The sequence below is a fragment of the Phocaeicola sp. GP0067 genome, from assembly GCF_031119655.1.
Taxonomy (GTDB): Bacteria; Bacteroidota; Bacteroidia; order Bacteroidales; family Bacteroidaceae; genus Phocaeicola; species Phocaeicola vulgatus.
In genome coordinates this window covers 1-21,386 of record NZ_JAVHZY010000042.1, presented here as the reverse complement: position 1 = coordinate 21,386, position 21,386 = coordinate 1, and the positions used below count along the sequence as shown (strand labels likewise).

Annotated in this window: 21 protein-coding genes; 8 read left to right on the top strand and 13 right to left on the bottom strand. The window is 43.0% G+C overall.

Going from position 1 to position 21,386, the window contains the following annotated elements; genetic code table 11:
- Nucleotides 1-3: 3 nt before the first annotated feature.
- The 13 genes from RE317_RS19910 to kdsB form a co-directional block, all read right to left on the bottom strand.
- Complete coding sequence (locus RE317_RS19910; RefSeq protein ID WP_005852522.1) at nt 4-1,098, bottom strand: Nif3-like dinuclear metal center hexameric protein; 1,095 nt, start codon at nt 1,096-1,098, stop codon at nt 4-6.
- Nucleotides 1,099-1,159: 61 nt separating this feature from the next.
- Complete coding sequence (locus RE317_RS19905) at nt 1,160-1,438, bottom strand: hypothetical protein (RefSeq protein WP_005842035.1); 279 nt, start codon at nt 1,436-1,438, stop codon at nt 1,160-1,162.
- Between the two features lie 58 nt (nt 1,439-1,496).
- Nucleotides 1,497-2,294: an ABC transporter permease gene (locus RE317_RS19900; protein ID WP_005842037.1), complete on the bottom strand. Its 798-nt coding sequence runs from the start codon at nt 2,292-2,294 to the stop codon at nt 1,497-1,499.
- An 8-nt stretch (nt 2,295-2,302) separates the two neighbouring features.
- Nucleotides 2,303-2,923, bottom strand: coding sequence for an ATP-binding cassette domain-containing protein (locus RE317_RS19895; RefSeq protein ID WP_008781544.1), 621 nt, complete (start codon nt 2,921-2,923; stop codon nt 2,303-2,305).
- Nucleotides 2,924-3,005: 82 nt separating this feature from the next.
- Nucleotides 3,006-4,496, bottom strand: a complete 1,491-nt coding sequence (gene proS / locus RE317_RS19890) for a proline--tRNA ligase (protein WP_005842041.1) — start codon at nt 4,494-4,496, stop codon at nt 3,006-3,008.
- Between the two features lie 114 nt (nt 4,497-4,610).
- Complete coding sequence (locus tag RE317_RS19885; protein WP_005852528.1) at nt 4,611-5,762, bottom strand: DUF6057 family protein; 1,152 nt, start codon at nt 5,760-5,762, stop codon at nt 4,611-4,613.
- A gap of 3 nt (nt 5,763-5,765) precedes the next feature.
- Complete coding sequence (locus tag RE317_RS19880; protein ID WP_005852530.1) at nt 5,766-7,793, bottom strand: alpha amylase C-terminal domain-containing protein; 2,028 nt, start codon at nt 7,791-7,793, stop codon at nt 5,766-5,768.
- Between the two features lie 28 nt (nt 7,794-7,821).
- Nucleotides 7,822-8,262: a YhcH/YjgK/YiaL family protein gene (locus RE317_RS19875; protein ID WP_005842047.1), complete on the bottom strand. Its 441-nt coding sequence runs from the start codon at nt 8,260-8,262 to the stop codon at nt 7,822-7,824.
- A 36-nt stretch (nt 8,263-8,298) separates the two neighbouring features.
- Nucleotides 8,299-8,964, bottom strand: coding sequence for a DUF2461 domain-containing protein (locus RE317_RS19870; protein WP_005842049.1), 666 nt, complete (start codon nt 8,962-8,964; stop codon nt 8,299-8,301).
- A 75-nt stretch (nt 8,965-9,039) separates the two neighbouring features.
- The gene (locus tag RE317_RS19865; RefSeq protein WP_005842051.1) at nt 9,040-9,828 is read right to left on the bottom strand and encodes an inositol monophosphatase family protein; all 789 of its coding nucleotides are present in this window, start codon (nt 9,826-9,828) and stop codon (nt 9,040-9,042) included.
- A gap of 7 nt (nt 9,829-9,835) precedes the next feature.
- On the bottom strand, nt 9,836-10,954 hold the full coding sequence (locus RE317_RS19860; RefSeq protein WP_118430284.1) for a phosphatidylinositol-4-phosphate 5-kinase: 1,119 nt from the start codon (nt 10,952-10,954) through the stop codon (nt 9,836-9,838).
- Nucleotides 10,955-11,025: 71 nt separating this feature from the next.
- On the bottom strand, nt 11,026-12,312 hold the full coding sequence (locus tag RE317_RS19855) for a pitrilysin family protein (RefSeq protein WP_008668981.1): 1,287 nt from the start codon (nt 12,310-12,312) through the stop codon (nt 11,026-11,028).
- Complete coding sequence (kdsB, locus tag RE317_RS19850) at nt 12,313-13,071, bottom strand: 3-deoxy-manno-octulosonate cytidylyltransferase (protein WP_005842057.1); 759 nt, start codon at nt 13,069-13,071, stop codon at nt 12,313-12,315. It abuts the gene before it with no gap.
- Nucleotides 13,072-13,149: 78 nt separating this feature from the next.
- Here kdsB and RE317_RS19845 point away from each other — a divergent pair, with 78 nt between their 5' ends.
- From RE317_RS19845 to fsa, 8 genes are all read left to right on the top strand, one after another.
- Nucleotides 13,150-13,524, top strand: coding sequence for a 2-amino-4-hydroxy-6-hydroxymethyldihydropteridine diphosphokinase (locus RE317_RS19845; protein WP_005842059.1), 375 nt, complete (start codon nt 13,150-13,152; stop codon nt 13,522-13,524).
- Nucleotides 13,525-13,969: 445 nt separating this feature from the next.
- Nucleotides 13,970-14,587 carry a TetR/AcrR family transcriptional regulator gene (locus tag RE317_RS19840; protein ID WP_005852536.1) on the top strand — a complete coding sequence of 206 codons (618 nt, stop codon included), beginning with the start codon at nt 13,970-13,972 and terminating at the stop codon, nt 14,585-14,587.
- Nucleotides 14,584-15,882: a TolC family protein gene (locus RE317_RS19835; protein WP_005852538.1), complete on the top strand. Its 1,299-nt coding sequence runs from the start codon at nt 14,584-14,586 to the stop codon at nt 15,880-15,882. Before RE317_RS19840 ends, RE317_RS19835 begins: the two co-directional genes overlap by 4 nt.
- Nucleotides 15,869-16,765 carry an HlyD family secretion protein gene (locus tag RE317_RS19830; protein ID WP_008668976.1) on the top strand — a complete coding sequence of 299 codons (897 nt, stop codon included), beginning with the start codon at nt 15,869-15,871 and terminating at the stop codon, nt 16,763-16,765. The genes RE317_RS19835 and RE317_RS19830 overlap by 14 nt, the downstream gene beginning before the upstream one ends.
- 8 nt (nt 16,766-16,773) lie before the next feature.
- Nucleotides 16,774-18,228, top strand: coding sequence for an ATP-binding cassette domain-containing protein (locus RE317_RS19825; RefSeq protein ID WP_008668975.1), 1,455 nt, complete (start codon nt 16,774-16,776; stop codon nt 18,226-18,228).
- Nucleotides 18,229-18,250: 22 nt separating this feature from the next.
- Nucleotides 18,251-19,357 (top strand): ABC transporter permease, encoded by a 1,107-nt coding sequence (locus RE317_RS19820; protein WP_005852544.1) that lies wholly within the window; start codon nt 18,251-18,253, stop codon nt 19,355-19,357.
- 12 nt (nt 19,358-19,369) lie between these two features.
- On the top strand, nt 19,370-20,476 hold the full coding sequence (locus tag RE317_RS19815; protein ID WP_008668971.1) for an ABC transporter permease: 1,107 nt from the start codon (nt 19,370-19,372) through the stop codon (nt 20,474-20,476).
- A 96-nt stretch (nt 20,477-20,572) separates the two neighbouring features.
- Nucleotides 20,573-21,229, top strand: a complete 657-nt coding sequence (gene fsa, locus RE317_RS19810; protein WP_005842067.1) for a fructose-6-phosphate aldolase — start codon at nt 20,573-20,575, stop codon at nt 21,227-21,229.
- Nucleotides 21,230-21,386: the final 157 nt, after the last annotated feature.

Sequence of the window (21,386 nt, the reverse complement as noted above, 5' to 3'; positions counted from 1 at the left end):
TTCTTACAAATATTTAATAGGATTTGTATTTACCCGGGTTATCTGGACTTCCAGCTCCGGAAACATCTCCTGTATGATTGAATAAAATATTTCTTTTGTATACTGTTCACTCTCATAATGCCCCATTTCAGCTACCAGGATATCATTCTCATAATTGAAATAATCATGATATTTCACTTCACCTGTGATAAATACATCAGCATCGGCACTTACCGCTTTAGGCAATAAAAATGCTCCAGCTCCGCCACACAACGCTACTTTCTGTATCAGACGACCGGATAAACGAGTATGTCGCAGACAGCCCACTTCGAACGTTTTCTTGATGCGTTTCAAGAAATCCAGTTCGGCTTCAGGCTCTTCCAATTCTCCGACCACTCCCGAACCTACTTGTGTCCAGGTATTTTTCAACGGATAAAAATCAAAAGCCGGTTCTTCATAAGGATGTGTTGCCAATAATGCTTTTATCACCGCAGCCTTTTTAAAAGCCGGAAGAATCGTTTCTATACGCACCTCGGATTCCTTATGCAATTCGCCTATTTCTCCACAGAACGGACTGGCTCCTCTCTGCGCACGGAAAGTCCCCTCACCTTCCAAATTATAGCTGCATGAATCATAATTACCTATGCAACCACAACCGGCTTCAAATAAAGCTTTTCTTACTCTGTCAGCCTGTGCATCCGGCACAAAAGTTACAAACTTCAATAAATATTCTTCTTTCGGGTCTAATATGCGTACATTCTTGAGGCCTATCTTTTCAGCTATTTTATAATTGACACCTCCGGGAGCATTATCCAGATTGGTATGTGCCGAATAAATGACAATATCATTTTTAATGGCTTTCAACACACACCGTTCAATGTAATCCCGACCAATAATAGATTTATAACCTTTAAATATAAGTGGATGATGCGATATAATCAGGTTGTATCCCAACATGACAGCTTCATCCACAACAGCTTCAGTAACGTCCAGACACAACAAAGCCCCTGTTGCTTCCGCTTCTGTCAGTCCAACTTGCAATCCGGCATTATCAAATCCGTCTTGCAAAGGCAGAGGCGCGAACCTTTCAAGGGCACTTACTATTTCCTTAATTTTCATTCGTTCGCGAAAATTTGATTGCAAAGATAATCAATCCATTTGAATTTAAAAAGCAACCCAGCTATTTTTTATACTTTCCCCACTTTATCATTTTATTTTTCAAAGCATAACGCTCGTCAACAACACGGTCTGTCGGGAAAAAAGTAAGATGAATACGCCATCCGCCCGAATGAAACGTAAATTTGCGGGCTGATATTCCTGTTTCTATCAGAGCTAGTTTATCAATGATAAATGCTTTAATATCTACGGGAAATTCCTCTCCTTCATACATTATATCCGCAGTGACAAAGAAACCGGGAGTTGATAATTCTGCTATATATTTCCAAATTTGCTCATTCATGTTTTTCTATTTTATTGAAAGAAATATATAAAATGTATACAAAGCAAGAATAAGGCCCCTACTTCCGTTTGGTATCCTTATGAACCCGTAACAACCGGCCATAACTGTCGAATGATTTCCGTGAGGCCAGAAAAATGGTCATCATTAGTGAAAGCATGGATGCCACCACAGTGATAACTACAATCATAATCTGATATTTGATAGCCACATGTGGCGAACTTCCTCCCAATATCTGCCCAATCATAGTTCCCGGCAATGCAACAAGCCCTGTTACTGCCATATTGGCAATGCCCGGGCTGAACGCTTTAATAAGAGCCTGACGCACAAATGGAGCTATCGCCTCATTACGGGTAGCGCCATTCCCCAACAGAAAATAATAAAGTTGCTGTTCCCTACGCAATCCGGCATAGTAAGTATTTAATCCTATCACATTCACTCCCAACATATTCCCCATGATTATACCAAAAACCGGAATAAAATACTGGGCGCTGAAGATGTTATCCAACTTTAATACAAAACCAAGAAAATAAAGTCCGACGAGCACCACTGTTACAAAAAAAGCGATAGAGATTGGAATCATCAAAATTCCACGTTTTAACCGCGTACGCGTCAAAGCCGTTTCAGCAGCCACCCCAACCATGATGATCACCCATAGAAAATTGATAAACGGATTGTTCCATTCAAACAGAAAACGAAGATAAGCCCCAATCAAAAACAACTGTATAATCATACGTACCGTGCCTATCAGAACCGGTTTAAGCAAGCCCGTCTTGAAATGCCATAAAAAATAAACCGGAATAAGCATCAGCAGCAATCCTATTCCCAAACTGCCATAGTCTATATCAATTGTTCCCATCAGTCAGATTATAAAGTAAATACCTTGTCGCATCCGGCGGCAAACTGTTTGTCATGCGAAACAGACAAGATAGTCATTCCTTTACTGCACAAGGATTTAAAGAAGTTAATCACCCGTAAGCACGATTCCGGATCAAGTGCCGAAGTCGGTTCGTCCACTACCAGTAAAGGTTTGTCAAGCAAGGCTGTCACTGCCAACATGATACGCTGACGCTGACCACCCGACACTTCATTTACCCGTTTATCATAAAGTTTCTCTTCCAATCCTAATGATACGAAATAATCCATCAGCCGCTCTTTGCTGAATCCCGCCTCACGGTTTGCCTTCAGTTCAAAAGGTATCCGCACCATTTCACTGACCCATTCCGAAGGAAGAGCCAACTCCTGGGGAATCCATGCTATTTTCTTTCGGATATGATCCGCCGTTCTAGGTGCCAGCAGTGTGCCGTCCACCTTTATTGTCCCTTCACTTAAAGGTACAAAGCCCAAAACAGCTTTCAGCAATGAAGATTTTCCACTGCCGGAACCACCACAAATACATACGCTTTCTCCGTAATGAACTTGCAGGTCGAGTCCTCTGAAAAGAGTCAGGTTGCCAAAACTGATAGATATATTTTCTATATTAATCATCACATAAAAACAAAAAGAGTCGGGAGCATTCACTGCTGCCGACTCCACATAATGTATTAAAATAAAATAAATGTGTCGAAGTTTAATATGCTCTCGCAAAGAGAACACGGCGAGCAGATGGTTTTCCGGTTACCATACACTTGCCCGGAGTCAGACTCTCTTCATCAGCATCAAAAGGAAGACAACGAATTGTTGCTTTGGTTTCCTCTTTAATCCGGTCTTCCGTTTCCGGGGTTCCATCCCAATGAGCCAGAATAAAGCCGCCTTTCTCTATTTGTTCCTTGAAATCATCGTATGAATCCACTTTCACGATATGTTCGTTACGATAGTTCAATGCCTTCTGATAAATATTGTTCTGGATATCCTCCAACAATTGTTGTACATATTCTTCGATTCCGTCGCAAGAACGAGTTTCTTTCTCCAATGTATCACGACGCATCACTTCCATTGTATTGTTTTCAAGATCACGGCCACCCATTACCAAGCGAACAGGCACACCTTTCAGTTCGTAATCTGCAAACTTGAATCCCGGACGCTTATTGTCCGCATTATCATATTTCACAGAAATACCCATTGCTTTCAACTTATTGACAATGCCTTCTACTTTTGCATCAATCTTCTTCAGCATTTCATCATTCTTATAAATAGGAACGATAACTACCTGAATAGGAGCCAAATGCGGTGGCAACACCAATCCGTTATCATCAGAGTGAGTCATTATCAAAGCACCCATCAGGCGGGTAGATACTCCCCAGGAAGTAGCCCAAACATAATCCAGTTTATTGTTTTTGTCAACAAACTGTACATTGAACGCTTTTGCGAAATTCTGTCCCAAGAAGTGAGAAGTACCACATTGCAATGCCTTTCCATCCTGCATCAAGCCTTCGATGGTGTAAGTATCCAATGCACCGGCGAAACGTTCATTAGCCGATTTTACCCCTTTGATTACCGGAACAGCCATATACTTCTCAGCGAAGTCACCATACACATGCAACATTTTCTGTGCTTCCGCTTCTGCTTCCTCGCGGGTCGCATGAGCCGTATGTCCTTCCTGCCACAAGAACTCCGCAGTACGCAGGAACAAACGGGTACGCATCTCCCACCGCATAACATTTGCCCATTGGTTACACAAGATAGGCAAGTCACGATAGGAATTAATCCAGTTCTTATATGTACTCCAAATGATTGTCTCAGATGTAGGGCGGATAATCAATTCTTCTTCCAGTTTGGCAGCCGGATCTACGATAACACCCGAACCGTCCTCTGCATTCTTCAGACGGTAGTGAGTAACTACAGCACACTCTTTGGCAAATCCTTCTACGTGCTCAGCTTCACGGCTAAGGTAAGATTTCGGGATAAGCAACGGGAAATAAGCGTTCACGTGGCCGGTTTCCTTAAACATATCGTCCAACTGACGCTGCATTTTCTCCCAAATGGCGTATCCGTAAGGCTTGATAACCATACATCCACGCACAGGTGATTGTTCAGCCAAATCGGCCTTCACCACCAAGTCATTATACCACTGAGAATAATTCTCGCTTCTTTTGGTAAGTTCTTTCAATTCTACTGCCATTGCTATATCGTTATTTTTGTTTTTCCTTTTTAAGAGTTTGCAAAATTAGTAAAAAAGCATGGGAAAGTACCAATGATTTAGCAAAAATATAGGATCAAAAAGTATAAAAATAACTTATTGATAACGATAATACCACCAATAGGTATCACCATATTCCCGCCGCATATGGTTTTTCTCTTCCACCGGTGATGAAAATTCCTTCTGACGGTTAAGAAACTCATCCAAACGCCGCACCATCAGCGTGTCTTTGACTTCTCTTCCATATCCAGGATGAGTCCGTTTGTAAAGCACCAATGCCTCACGATAATAACGCGGCAATGTATCTTGCTCGAAACAATACATATCAACCGCCGATACAAATTTGTCCAATTTCTTATCCAGCAGCAATGCACTCATATAATAATTCAAAGCGGTATGTCTACCTATTTCATCACGACAGATACGAGCCAAAAAGTCTACTGTCTTTTCTGCAACATGTGGTCTTGCACCAAGATAAGCATACAAACTATCGGCATTCAAGCGCAAAGTTTCCTGAGAATGAGGCGCAAACAAAAGCCCTTCCGCACCATAATATTGAGGATATTCAAACAAATGCTCCCCCATGGTACCTTCCAAAGACATAGCATAGGCTCTAAGCACTGCCAATGTACGGGTTGTTTCCAAAGACTTTGCTCCTACCATCCGTGCAGCTTCATAATGATGATTACGGATAGCCTGCTCCACAGCCAGTTCATGATGAAAATTCACATTCGTATTTCCTATACCTACCGTCATCAGGCATAAAAGTGTCAAAATAGCTAAGTTAGAGTTTATTAAGCCCAATATGGACCCCTCTTGATTCAGCCAGGAACGAAACACACGCCGTAAAGTATAGACCACACCTATATATATAAGCAAAAGCAACGGCAGCAGCCAAAACCATTTATCTCCTATGTTTCCTCCGTGGAAAATAGTCCGGTCCACATCCGTCAGCACTCCCAGCAACAGACAAGACGGGAAATAAGAAAGTGTCCGTACAGGCCCCTTTAATCCCATCAATCCATTGATTCCCCAACGGAATACCAATAAAACCACTGTAATGATAATAGCTCCCACCAACGGAGAATAATGTGTCTTTCCTTGTGACAATGAATAATGCAATGCACCTACTACATCTTTCTGAAGCACAAAAAGATAGACAATACTAAAAATAGAGAAAAGAAGACCGCACGCAACCGTGAGGATGCGGGCGGCTCTTTTATAGGATAAGCTGTTGTTGCTGCTCATAAATTACTCTTTCACTTTTTTCAATACCACAGCCGAACGGGCAGGCAGATACAGTTTCAGCCATTCCTTTTTATCCTTCTTATAAAGAGGGTCGAAATTAGTGAAATGACGTATACTGTCATCAGCCAGACCATTGCCTCCGAAAGCTGTCGCATCCGTATTCAGTACCACATCATACGCCCCGACAGGCACTAGGAAACCATAGTCTGTAAATGACTTGGTAGGATTGAAATTAAATACAAAAATCAAATTCTTACGCCGGTAAGCCAACACTTGGTCACCGTCGTTATGCCATACTTCAATCACTGGAGTTTCCTGAATATTTTTCACACTCTCAATGAGGTGGACCATAGCTGAATCAAAATCGCCCAAGTAATGGTAACACAGGTTCTTATTATCAAAAAGCCCCCACTGACGACGGGCATATTTATGCGACCATCCGTTACCTTCACGCGGGAAATCAATCCATTCGGGATGCCCGAATTCATTACCCATAAAGTTCAAATATCCTCCATTGATGGTAGAGGCAGTAAGCAAACGAATCATCTTATGCAATGCGATGCCGCGATGCACTGTATAATTTTCATCCCCTTTCTGGAAATGCCAATACATGTCAGCATCTATCAGACGGAAAATTATAGTCTTATCGCCCACCAATGCCTGGTCATGGCTTTCGGCATACGAAATAGTCTTCTCGTCCTTACGTCTGTTGGTCACTTCCCAGAACATGCTGCTCGGTTTCCAGTCTTCATCAATCTTCTCCTTGATTGTTTTAATCCAATAATCCGGAATATTCATGGCCATACGGTAATCAAACCCATATCCACCATCTTGAATCGGTGCTGCCAACCCGGGCATACCCGAAACTTCTTCCGCAATGGTAATCGCTTTGGAATTTACCTGATGAATCAACTTGTTGGCCAATGTCAAATAACAAATCGCATTATCATCCTGATTCCCGTTAAAGTAATCCCCATAATTACAGAACGCCTCTCCCAAGCCGTGGCTATAATACAACATCGATGTCACACCGTCAAAACGAAAACCGTCAAAACGGAACTCATCCATCCAATACTTACAATTGGACAGCAAGAAATGAATCACCTCATTCTTACCATAATCAAAGCATAAGGAATCCCATGCCGGATGTTCACGCCGCCCGCCCGGATAGAAGTATTGATTAGGATCACCGGCAAAATTGCCAAGTCCCTCCACTTCATTCTTCACGGCATGAGAGTGAACAATATCCATAATGACGGCAATTCCCATTCTATGTGCCGTATCAATCAATTCCTTCAATTCATCCGGTGTACCGAAACGGGATGACGGAGCAAAGAAACTGGAAACATGATACCCGAAACTCCCATAATAAGGATGCTCCTGAATAGCCATAATCTGAATACAGTTATATCCGGCTTCCGCTATACGCGGCAATATTTTCTCACGGAACTCATTATAAGTCCCTACCCTTTCTTCTTCCTGAGCCATACCGATATGACATTCATAAATCATCAAAGGATCAGTCTTTGCACGGAACACCTTCTTTCTGAACCGGTAAGGATTCTCCGGTTCCCAGACCTGTGCACTGAATATCTTTGTCTGCTCATCCTGTACCACACGGTTGGCCCATGCCGGTATGCGTTCTCCTTCACCGCCATTCCAACGGACTTTCAGTTTATACAAATCACCATGCTTTATAGCACCGCTTTGTAATTCCACCTCCCATACACCAGGAGAGTTCTTTACATGGTACATCCTATAATCGCCATGTTCTTTCCAGTCGTTGAAATCTCCGATAAGATAAATTTCCTTCGCATTCGGAGCCCATTCACGGAACACCCACCCTCTTCTGGTACGATGCAAGCCGAAATATAAATATCCGGTGGCAAAGTCCGATAAAGTTCCTTTGCCTCCGGTCAGTTCCAATTCTTTGTCTAGTGCATGCTGATGGCGTCCTTCAATCGCTGCCGAATACGGTTCCAGCCAAGGATCACTTTCTATTATGCCTAATTTAGGAGTGGTATTTTCCATAATATGATTACTTGTTAGTTATTCTCTTTCAAACCAAAACTTTAACGATCACTTTTTTCACACCGTCAGGAGACACTCCCGGAGCGTGAGCATCCTGTGGAAAAAAGATGGCAAACATTCCCGGCTTTACAGGAATATAGCTTTCGGCAAGTCCCGGATAGAACGAGATATCCTTATCTGCGTCATAGTCTGCTTCGGGAAGATCTTCACGGGCCGTATAACCCATCACTTCCACCCCTGACAGAGGAATCTGTATATCAATAAACTGATTATGAGTTTCTAATTTTGCTTCTTCTTTAGTTTTAGGCTTGGTCTGAGAAAAGTTTACTACCAGATCATCACCCTGTAATTTTACTTTTCCTAATTCCTGAGCGTTCAAGTCTGTAGTCTTCAGATATTCCATTGCTTTAGCGAACAAAGGATTCAATGAAGCGTACTTTTCTAAGTTTTCTAATCTGTCTACTACCATAATTATTTCATTTTAATGGTTAAAATATTGCTTTTATCATTCAAAGTCGTCTATTGTGAAATTTGTAAAATCAGCAAAACGCTTCAGTTGCTTGAAAACATCCTCTACTTTGTCCAACAGGTCAGGGGCAAGGAAAAACGCATCAGGCACCATATAAGCACAGGTATAATCCTTACATTTTAAATAATCAATATATTCAAAATCTTTCGGAAATCCTTTGGGAGCCGTTTTTAAGTGATTTTCTCCGATAACAGGAAAGTATTGCTTGAACGCAGGATCTTCCACAATTTCCCTGTATTCGTCTATGTTGTCATAAACGGACTGGCGGACAGCTTTCAGCACTTTAGGTTCCAGGCACCAGCTTCCACCAGCAAGCATACAGTTATCAGGCTCTATATGAACATAATATCCACAATGTTCCGATTTCTTTCCACGAGCGTTGATATAGCCGCCCAAGTGTATCTTATAAGGAGTCTTATCACTGGAAAAACGCGTGTCGCGATAAATTCGGTATGTACAGTCCTTGGCTTGAATACCGACAATACTTTCGTCAAACAACGAAATGCGGGCGATGATTGCTGTCAGTAATTCCTCAAACTCTTTTTGAGCTTTCAGATATTCATCCTTATGCCCCTGAAACCACTCCCGGTTATTGTTTGCGGCCAGGTCTTTTAAAAATTGAAAGATAACAGATACATCCATGTTACATTATGTTCATGTGTTCACTTGACAAACTTACAAAATATATTTGTAACGAACTAGAAAAAAGCGAAGTATTTATTTTTTTCCCAAGACCTTGAGAAACTCATCATGCAACTTTCCATTAGTAGCCAACACTTCACGACCGGAATAAAAGTCTCCCCCTCCGCTGTAATCTGTCACTTTTCCACCGGCATTCATCAAGATTATCGAACCGGCAGCAATATCCCACGGTCCCAGCAGCCCTTCTATACGGGCTTCAAAGCGACCGGCAGCTACATAGCAAAGTTCTGCCGCAGCAGCTCCTTGCAGGCGCATGCCTCCCACATTTCCATATAACTCGTGCACGATATGCTCCGCCAAAGGCTTATACTTTTGCGAATCGTATGGAAAGCCTAACGCCACAAACGCTTCGTCCATATCAGAAACATCTGATACATGTATTTCTTTGTTGTTCAGATAAGAAGGCGCTCCTTTATAAGTCCAGTAAAGTTCATCGCGGCATACCTCATACACCACCCCAACCAGCAGTTCTTCTTTATTGCGAAGGGCGATACTCACACAATAAGGAGCATTATTATGGATAAAATTGGTGGTTCCGTCCAGCGGATCTACCAGCCAGCAATAGTTTTCCGTAGTCAGGCTGCCCGAACCTTCTTCGGCAATGAATCCTGCTTCGGGAAGCAATTCCCGAAGTTGGGCCACAATACGGCGTTCCGATTCCTTATCTACATACGACACATAGTCGTGAGCATTTTTCTTCTCTACCTTGCTACGGTCAAAACCGCTACGCTCATTACGAAGAAAAGCACCCGCCCGGAGTGCTATTTCACGTACATTCAACGTTATCTTCTCTAAATCCAACATTATATTCTTATTTTTGTTCCGCATCCAGCGTTCCAAACTTATAAACACCTTTACGGATTACATTTCCATTCTTGTCAGTCTCCACAAAAGCGCCGTGTTTCTTCCCTTGTTTGAAAAATCCGTCATAGCGTACTCCGTTCTTATCTTCAAGCACACCTTTGCCGTCTTCCTTTCCTTTTACGAAATGCCCCTTGTATTTGGTTCCGTCAGCCGTACGCAGAGTGCCTTCACCGTCAGCCATATTGTTGTTCCATTCACCTTCATAGTCATCGCCGTTCGCCCAGATATAGTGTCCTTTACCGCTGCGCTGGTTATTCACCCACTGCCCTTCATACACAGCACCGTTGGCCCATGTAAAGGTTCCGGTCCCATGCTGCTCGCCGTTCTTGAACTGCCCTACATACTTGTCGCCATTCTTATGTATATAAATACCCTGCCCGGTACGTTCACCGTTCACGTAGTCACCTTCGTAACGGTCACCGCTATGAAAGTAATAAATGCCTTTACCGTGCTGCACGTCATCCTTCCAGTCACCCACATACTTGTCACCGTTGACATAGTAAAACGTCCCCTTTCCGTCACGTGCGTCATCTTTCCACTCGCCTTCATATTTTGACTGGTCGGGCCATACCATAACACCCTGTCCGTTTTTCTTGTCTTCTTTCCATTCGCCCTCATATTTGGCTCCTGCTTTCCAGGTATAAGTACCCTTTCCGCTACGTTTGTCCTGAAACCAGTTACCTATATAAACATCTCCGTTATAATAATACATAGTGCCTTCACCCTGCTGATAATCGGTAAACCACATACCCTCATACCGGTTGTTATTCATAAAATAATAGGTTCCGCTGCCGTGTTGCTGGTCCTGGAACCATTGCCCCACATACTTTTCTCCATCGTGAAACGTATATGTCCCGTTCCCCTCGCGTTTACCTTTTATATATTCCCCTTCGTAGGTATTTCCGTTCTTGTAGATTGTTTTTCCTTTACCGTTTGGTTTTCTGCCTTTCAGTTCTCCGGTATATTCGCCCCCGTCTTTAAAAGTATAATTCCCGATCTTTATCTGAGCGGTGGCCAATGTACTGACCGATGCCAAAAGCAATAATATATATACGTATTTCTTCATTGGTTCGTTACTTATAATAGATAAGATTTATGCCAAAGATACGATTTTCTATCTTTGGACATGATAGGTTATTACACTTTTTTACCCGCAATGACCTCTATTAAGTTTTCTTTGCAGAAATACTTTTGAGCCAATATGCGTATTTCTTCTCTGGTGATTCCCCGGATGGCATCCAGCGAACGGATAAAGAAGCGTTCGTCCAGCCCTGCCGTTTCTATATAAATCCAGGCATCAGACAAAGAAAAAGGTCCCTCGTACGACCGGCATAAATCGCCCAGCATATAGTTCTTCACCATTTCCAATTCTTCTTGAGGAACGAGATCATTACACAATTTGTCCATCTCCCGATAAACTTCTGTTATGATAGAATCCACATATTCATTGGCCGCCTCGGTACTGACAGTCAGTATTCCCGTTTCCGGATAGGACACAATGCCTGCGCCGATACCGTATGTATATCCCTTGTCTTCACGGATATTGGACATCAGACGGCTCCCGAAATACCCTCCGAACAAAGTGACCATGACACGTGCCTTCAAAAAGTCCGGATGATGACGGTCCATTACGAAACATCCCATTTTCAAGGAACTTTGAAGTGCATCCTCACGTTCTATAAAGATACGCTTTTCTTTGGTGGTAACCGGAGGAACAAGCATTGTCTTTGCTTTTTCCGTCACTTCCCCCCATTGTCCACTTCCCAAGTTATCTTCTATACAACGGATAATTTCCGATGTGACCTTTCCCGAAATATATACCGAACAATTGCCCGAATGATAATATTTCCGATAAAACGAACGGAGCACCTCCGGGGTAATCCGGTCATAATCCTCCGCTACCGCATAGCGCCCGAAAGGATGCTCCGGACCGAACAAGGCTGTATTCAGCTGCTTTCGGGCAATCATTTCCACCCGGGTGCTGTTCACCAGGAATTGCTGTTTGTTCGTATCGGCCACCACGGAAAGTTCCTTTGCCGGAAACGTAGGAGCCTTTATCATCTCGGATATGACGGCCAGCGTGCGGGCAAAATATTTATTCAGAGAGTAAAGTGTTATGAATCCATAGTTCACGGAAGAAGATAACTCCAGCCAGGCTCCATAATAATCCAATCGCTCCGCAATCTGTGAAGACGTTAAATTCCCAGCTCCCTCACGCAGCATCCTGTTGGCAAACATAGCCTGCAACGGCTGTTCCTGATTCCATTGTCCGCCTCCTATCAGAAGATCGAAACGTACAACATCCTCGGTTCCCGCATGAATGATATTCAAAGGCATCCCGTTCTTCATCGTCCTCCTGTCGGGACGGGTTATACTGAATTCGCTTAGTTGGCGGATTGGCGGTGGGGTGGTTCTGTCCAGCATTTACTCCCCCTCCCTTTGTTTTAAAAATGCTTCGGCACGTGCCAGATCCTGAGGCGTATCAATGCCTATTGTCTCCACTTCACTGATTCCCACCTTAATAGTATAACCATTTTCCAGCCAACGAAGCTGCTCCAACGATTCAGCCAGCTCCAGCGAAGATTGTGGAAGCGAAGTTATTTCTTTCAGTACATCGGCCCGATAAGCATACAGACCGATATGTTTATAGTAAGTATGCCCTTTCAGCCAGCCTTCCTTCTCCACATTACGCTGGAAAGGAATGATGGAACGGCTGAAATACAAAGCATTCATATTCTTACCGACTACTACTTTGGGAGAGTTTACATTTTCCAAGGCTTCAAGCCCGTCATCCGGGATGAAAGGTTTCACTAAAGTCGCAATCTGTGTGGCAGGATCTTCAAAGCAAGCTTTCACGGCTTCAAGCTGTGATTTTTGAATAAAAGGTTCATCACCCTGGATATTTACAACCACATCATATCCTCGTCCTACTTTGGTATACGCTTCATAGCAACGGTCTGTGCCGCTTTTATGGTGAACGGAGGTCATGACCACTTTTCCGCCAAAAGCTTTTACGGCGGATTCAATGCGTTCATCGTCCGTCGCTACATATGCTTCATCCAATATGCCGGACACTTGTTCATAGACTCTCTGAATCACAGGCTTGCCTCCCAAGACGGCCAGAGGTTTGGCAGGAAAACGTGTAGAGGCATATCTTGCAGGAATAATTCCAATAAATTTCATGGTAGCATTTCTTTTATATATTCATGCAAAAGTAACAAAAACATTTCATACATTTGCACCATTAATGCAATAAATGTTATGGACGAACACCATTGTTTGCTTTGTATGGGCTCTAATACCAACCGTTACGCGCAACTCTCGGTTGCACGGGAAGCATTGCGCACCACGTTTCCCGACATTCATTTCGGCGAGATGATGGAAACGGAAGCTGTTGGCAGCGGCTTTCACTCCCCTTTCAGCAATCAACTGGCAAAATTCAGCACTACGCTTTCACCCGATTCTGTTCGTGATTTGTTTAAAGAATTGGAACGACGCAGCGGACGGATTCCCGAAGACAAGGCTCAAGGGGTGGTAAAACTGGATATTGACTTGCTGGTCTTTGACAATAAGATATTGAAACCGGAAGATATGGAAAGAGAATATATCCGCCGTGGAATGTCTGTGCTCTTTTAGAGCTTATACCTTATTATATACTAATCATTATCACCTTGTGATACCCCGCCTCCATCCCCCCCCTATGGCAAACGATAGTGTTACTGAGAGACCCAACCTGACAGGTGGGAAAACAGCTAAGTATTTTCATTGGCAGACCTAAGGCTTTCTACCAAGAAGGCTAAGGCTTTCCGGCCGTTCTATTTCTATCTCCATAGGCTTTGGAGTTATCTCCATAACCTTTGGAGTTATCTCCGCAGCCTTTGGAGTTAACTCCAAAGCCTATGGAGATAGAACACAACAGAAAGAAAAGCCTTAACCTGCCTCAAAAAAGAGATTAGCTTTCCTTGAAAAAAACATTTCATAAGAACAGAAAGCACATTTTTTTATCTCATCTGTTTGTTGTTTCCAATGATTCCTTATACATTTGCGTTTACTAACAATCCTGTTAAACAAAAATGATAATATGAAAGAAGAAACGAGCAATACAGAACAATCCATACTAAAAGCTGCTGAAAAAGAATTCCTTAAGAAAGGATTCTCCGGAAGCAAAACAACAGAAATAGCTAAGGAGGCTGGTGTAACCCATGCCATGCTGCATTATTATTTCCGTACAAAAGAGAATCTGTTCAACAAAGTATTTGAAGAAAAAGCCAGGCAACTGGCCGATACATTTCTTTCTCGTGTAGATGAGTCACTGCCTTTTTTGGAGAAAATAAAATGTTTCATTGAAGCACACTTCGACCTTTTGACTGCTAATCCCGAACTACCTTTATTTATATACAGGGAGATTCTGACCAATGAATGCGGAAAAGAAATTTGCCGTAAAACCTTGTTCCCTAATTTCCGGTTAGCAATCAGTCTGCTCGACCGGTCACTGCAAGAGGAAATAAAGAAGGGCACAATACGCCCCGTCAAGGCGGAAGATTTAATGGTCAGCGCCATTTCACTCAATATCTTTGTCTTTGTGGCAAACCCACTGATACAATTGTTTGTAGAAGAAAAAGGTGAAGAATATCATCAATATATGGAACGCAGAAAACAAGAAAATGTAGAAATCATATTAAGCAGATTAAGAATATGAAAAGGTTATTCATTCTCACAACCTTTCTTCTCGGCATCAGTCCCATTTGTTTGAATGCACAGGAACTCACGCTGGAAGAGTGTCAGCAGCAAGCCCAGGCGCATTATCCGCTGATTAAACGGTACGGACTGATTGAAAAGACGAAAGAATACAACATCTCTAACGCCGGCAAGGGTTATCTGCCACAGGTTTCATTGTCCGCCAAAGCCAGTTATCAATCGGATGTAACGGAAATACCCGTTGACCTGCCCGGAATTGATATTCGCGGCATACGCAAGGATCAATACCAAGCTATGTTGCAACTGGACCAAGTGGTATGGGACGGTGGTAACATCCGGGCACGGAAAGAGGTAACCCGTGCCACATCCGAAGTAGACAAACAGAAACTGGAAGTGGACATGTATGCCATCAACGAACGGGTAAACCAACTTTTTTTTGGCATCCTGTTATTGAAAGAGCAATTGAAGCAAAACCAGCTTATGCAGGAAGAATTACAAAGGAATTATGACAATGTTGCAGCATATGTAAAGAATGGCATTGCCAATCAAGCCGATTTGGATGCTGTAAAAGTGGAACAATTGAACAACATACAGCAACGTCATACTCTGGAAGCCACCTATCGTGCTTACGGCGAGATGTTGAAGATCATGATTAACCACCCTACTCCTTTAACCGAAAACACACTAAAGAAACCAGATGTAAATGCCTTATTATATAAAGGAGAAGCCTATTCTACAGAATTCATCCGACGTCCGGAACTTAACTTGTTCGCGGCACAGAACCAGCAACTGGAGGCGCAACGTAAACAACTTACCGCCAAGAACCTCCCCCGATTAGACTTATTCGTGCAAGGCGCATACGGCAACCCGGGACTGAATATGCTGAAAAATGAATTTTCGGCCTATTACGTAGCAGGCGTACGCCTTTCCTGGAACTTCGGCAACCTATATACTCGTAAGAATGAATCTCGCCAATTAATACTGAATCAACAGGATGTGAACGTACAGAAAGAAACGTTCTTGTTTAACACTCATCTGGAAATCACTCAAAACAACAGTGAAATTAAGAAACTGACGGAACTGATGAAGAACGATGAGGAGATTATCACCCTACGTAACAACATTAAAAAATCAGCCCAAGCAAAAGTTGCCAACGGAACACTGACCGTTACAGAAATGTTACGTGAAGTAACAGCCGAGAACATTGCCATGCAGGATAAAATCCTGCATGAAATTCAGTTATTGTCAGCCATTTACGAATTAAAATATACAACAAACCAATATGAGAACAAATAAATATATCTTACTTGCCGCCACTCTGCTCGGTTTATCCTCTTGCGGAAACAAGAGAGGCGACTATGATGCATCAGGTACATTTGAAGCTACCGAAGTAATTGTATCCTCCGAAGCCAATGGCAAGATCATGCAATTCAACATAGAAGAAGGACAGTTATTAAAGGCCGGGGAAGAAGTGGGGTGCATAGATACCTTACAACTCTATTTGAAAAAGATGCAGTTACTGGCCAGCGGTAAAGCGATAGCCAGCAAAAGCACGGACATCAATAAACAGATAGCTGCCACAAAAGAACAAATCGGCAAAGCCGAATATGAAAGAAAACGCACAGAAAACTTGCTGAAGGAAAATGCCGCCACCCAAAAACAAATAGATGATATTGACTCCCAAATTGCCGTTCTGAAAAAACAGTTGGAAGCACAGATCTCTACGCTTCAGCGCGGCAATGCCAGTATCACAGAAGAAAGCTCGGCCTACGAAATACAAGTAGCCCAACTGGATGACCAGCTTCGCAAATGTCACATTACCAGTCCGATTTGCGGAACAGTACTGGCCAAATATGCCGAAGCCGGGGAACTGGCCACGCAAGGAAAACCTTTATTTAAAGTGGCGGATGTACAACATCTTTTTTTACGCGCCTATATCACCGCCGATCAATTATCCCAACTGAAATTAGGAGATAAAGTAAAAGTGTTTTCTGATTTAGGGAAAGATGACCGCCGGGAATACGAAGGGACAATCACCTGGATTTCAGACAAATCGGAATTCACCCCTAAAACAATCCAGACACGTGACGAACGCGCCAATCTGGTATACGCCACAAAGATAGCAGTAAAGAATGACGGATACATCAAGATAGGCATGTACGGAGAAATGAAGAAATAAATAGGACAATGGATTATATCGTTTCTGTCAAAGGAGTTAGCAAAAGCTACGGTGAAGTTCAAGCCCTGAAAGATGTATGCTTTGAGGTGAAACCGGGAGAAATCTTCGGGCTTATCGGACCGGACGGTGCAGGAAAGACTACTCTTTTCCGCATTCTCACCACATTGGTGCTAGCCGATGAAGGAAAAGCGGAAGTCTGCGGGCAGGATGTGGTGAAGAATTACAAAGAGATACGCCGGCAGGCAGGATATATGCCGGGACGTTTTTCCTTATACCAGGATTTGTCCGTAGAAGAGAATCTCACTTTCTTTGCCACGCTTTTCAATACCACTATCCGGGAGAACTACGCATTGGTAAAGGATATCTACCAACAAATAGAACCTTTCAAACACCGGCGTGCCGGAAAACTATCCGGCGGCATGAAACAAAAGCTGGCTCTGAGTTGCGCATTGATTCACAGGCCTTCCATACTGTTCTTGGACGAACCTACCACCGGTGTGGACCCTGTATCCAGAAAGGAGTTCTGGGACATGCTGCTGAAATTGAAACAAGAAGGTCTTACCATCATTGCGGCAACGCCTTACCTGAACGAGATGAAATGCTGTGACCGTATTGCATTTATCCGTGAAGGAAAGATTCAAGGCATTGACACTCCGGACCGTATTCTTCAACAGTTCAGTTCGATCCTTTCTCCTGAAGGGCTGTCTTTTAATGAGCCGCAAGTCACCGGGCGATACGCCATAGAAGTAGAAGGCTTGACCAAACAATTCGGCAATTTCACGGCAGTGGACCATATCTCATTCAAAGTGAGACAGGGAGAGATTTTTGGTTTCCTAGGTGCTAATGGCGCTGGAAAAACAACAGCCATGCGCATGTTATGCGGTTTATCACAACCTACCGGGGGAAAAGGTACAGTAGCGGGCTTTGACATAGCCACGCAATACGAGCAGGTTAAAAAGAAGATCGGATATATGAGCCAGAAGTTCTCACTGTATGAAGATTTAAAAGTATGGGAGAACATCCGGCTATATGCAGGGATTTATGGAATGAGCGACAAGGAGATCGCTGAAAAAACAGACAAGGTGCTGGAACAATTAGGGCTCTTGAATGAGAAAAACACATTGGTCCGGTCACTTCCCCTGGGATGGAAACAAAAGCTGGCTTTCTCGGTAGCTATTTTCCATGAGCCGAAGATCGTTTTTCTGGATGAACCGACAGGAGGGGTAGACCCTGCCACACGCCGGCAGTTCTGGGAATTGATTTATCAGGCGGCAGAACGGGGAATCACCGTCTTCGTTACCACCCACTATATGGATGAAGCGGAATACTGTAACCGGATTTCAATGATGGTGGATGGAAAAATCGAGGCGCTGGACACCCCACAACGGTTAAAAGAACGGTTCCATGCCCAAGACATGGATGAAGTATTCAGACAATTGGCACGCAAGGCCGTAAGAAGTTGAAAAAGAGATAAAGAAAAAGAGAATGAAACAATTTATATCATTTGTGCGAAAAGAATTCTATCACATTTTCCGGGACCTCCGGACGATGCTGATATTATTAGGTATGCCTGTCGTACAAATTATTCTTTTCGGTTTTGCCATCACCACCGAAGTAAAGAATGTAAAAGTAGCTGTGCTGGATTTCTCAAAAGATGTATCCACCCGGCAAATCATCGACAAACTGGATGCCAGTGACTATTTCAATGTCAACAAGATACTGTATGACAACAACGAGATAGAGGAAACACTCCGGAAAAGCAGTTCGGACCTGATCATTGTGTTTGAGGCTGGTTTCGATAACAATCTGCGGCATACCGGTAAAGCCCGAGTACAACTGATAGCCGATGCCACCGATCCCAACAATGCTACCATACTGACCTCTTACGCATCCAATATTATTGCAGATTATCAGCAAAGCCGGATCATGCAACAACAATCACCCATACAGATTATCCCCCAAATAAAGTTATTGTACAATCCGGGTATGCAAAGTGCCTACAATTTTGTGCCGGGAGTAATGGGATTGATTTTAATGTTGATATGCGCCATGATGACTTCCATCTCTATTGTCCGCGAAAAAGAAACCGGTACGATGGAAGTATTGCTGGTATCTCCCGTACGTCCGCTATGGATGATTATAGCCAAAATGGTACCTTACTTTGTGCTGTCATGCGTCAATCTGGTTACAATTCTGTTGCTGTCTGTTTATGTATTACATGTTCCGGTAGCAGGCAGTCTTTTTTCGTTGGCTTTGCTCTCATGGATCTTCATCGTAGTATCTCTGCTGTTGGGATTATTGGTTTCCACTATCGCCCGTACCCAAGTGGAAGCCATGCTGTTTTCGGGAATGGTACTGATGATGCCTACCGTTCTACTTTCCGGCATGATATTCCCCATCGAGAATATGCCTCTTCCTTTACAGCTGATTTCAAATGTCATCCCTGCCAGATGGTATATTGTCGGAATCAAGAAAATCATGATTGAAGGATTGGGTATCAGTTATGCACAGAGAGAAATGGGTATACTTATGCTGATGGCTGTTGTCCTTTTAATCATCAGCCTAAAAAAGTTTAACAAACGATTAGAATAAGTTCCGGAAGATATGATAAAGTATTTATTAGAAAAAGAATTCAAGCAGTTACTGCGCAACCCGATGCTTCCGCGGATGCTGCTCGTATTTCCCTGTATTATCCTGCTGGTGTTGCCTTGGGCCGCAAACTTCGAAATCAAAAATATGAATCTCAGCATAGTGGATAATGACCGCAGCCCCTATTCTACCCGATTAGTACAGAAAGTGGGAGCTTCCGAATATTTTCATCTGATAGATGTATCAAACAACTATCAGGAAGCAATGCAATGCATTGAAAAAGGAGATGCCGACCTCATTTTGGAAATCCCGCCACACTTTGAACGCGATTTGCTGAAAACCGGTGTAGCAAAAGTACTGGTTTCAGCCAACACCGTAAACGGAACGAAAGGAACGTTGGGAAGTTCCTACCTCAGTAATATAATGAATGCCTATGCCACTGAAATCCGGATTTCCCATTCCGGCTCTATTTCTCCCTCCCCAGTGATAAAAATAGATACCCAAGGACGTTTCAACCCCTATCTGGATTATAAGGTATTTATGGTTCCGGCACTGATGGCGCAATTGTTGATGATGTTATGCGGCTTTCTGCCTGCTCTTAATATTGTGAGTGAAAAAGAATTCGGAACCATCGAACAAATCAATGTGACTCCTGTAAGCAAGTTCACTTTCATTCTGGCCAAGCTGATTCCTTACTGGGTAGCTGGCATGCTGATCCTCACAATCAGTATCATTCTGGCATGGTTAGTCTATGGTCTGGTTCCGGCCGGTCATTTATGGCTGCTTTATTTCTTCGCATTGCTGTTCATTATCGTCATTTCGGGTATGGGACTGGTAGTTTCCAACTATTCCCGAACCATGCAGCAGGCCATGTTTGTCATGTTTTTCTTTGTGATTATCATCATGCTGATGAGCGGATTATTCACCCCCATCAACAGTATGCCTGAGTGGGCTCAAGCCATCACCATAGCCAATCCCTTGAAATATTTTATACAAGTGACACGTATGGTCTATTTGAAAGGAAGCGGATTCGATGACTTGATCATGCAATTTATTGCCTTGCTTTTTATGGCTATCATGTTGAACGGTTGGGCCGTATTCAGTTATAAAAAGAACTCATAACAGATAAATCGGAACATTTGCTTGTTTATCATTGTTAATATCAGTAGCTTAGCAGCCTATTGCTAACCTGATTTTAATTATCTAAAAGAAAAAGTTATGAAATTCTTTATTGACACAGCTAATCTGGAACAAATTCGCGAAGCAAACGCATTGGGCGTACTGGACGGTGTAACTACTAATCCCTCTTTAATGGCTAAAGAAGGTATTAAGGGAGTTGAGAACCAACATAAGCATTACATCGAGATATGTAATATTGTGGATGGAGATGTCAGCGCCGAAGTCATTGCCACCAATTACGAAGGAATGATCAAAGAGGGTGAAGAACTGGCAGCCCTTAATCCACACATTGTAGTAAAAGTTCCTTGTATTGAGGACGGCATCAAAGCTATCAAATATTTCAGTAATAAAGGAATCCGTACCAATTGTACACTGGTTTTCTCTGCCGGACAGGCATTACTTGCGGCAAAGGCGGGGGCTACCTATGTATCTCCGTTTGTCGGCAGACTGGATGATATTTGCAATGACGGTGTAGGACTGGTTGCACAAATTGTAGAATTGTACCAAACTTATGACTACAAGACACAAGTTCTTGCCGCCTCCATCCGAAACACCTTACATATATTACAATGTGCGGAAGTGGGAGCAGATGTAGTAACCTGCCCGTTATCCGCCATTAAAGGCCTTCTCAACCATCCATTGACAGATATAGGATTAGAAAAGTTCCTGGCCGATTACAAAAAGGTTAACGGATAATAAAAAGCCTTCTCTCGCCATGAGGGAAGGCTTTTTACAACCATAACACAGAACTAATAATTTTCTGAATGTCGCTTATTAGGGATATTCAGTAAATGTCTCTAAAAAATAAGATGGCATATGAAGATGATAGGGCATGACCATTTCATATGCCATT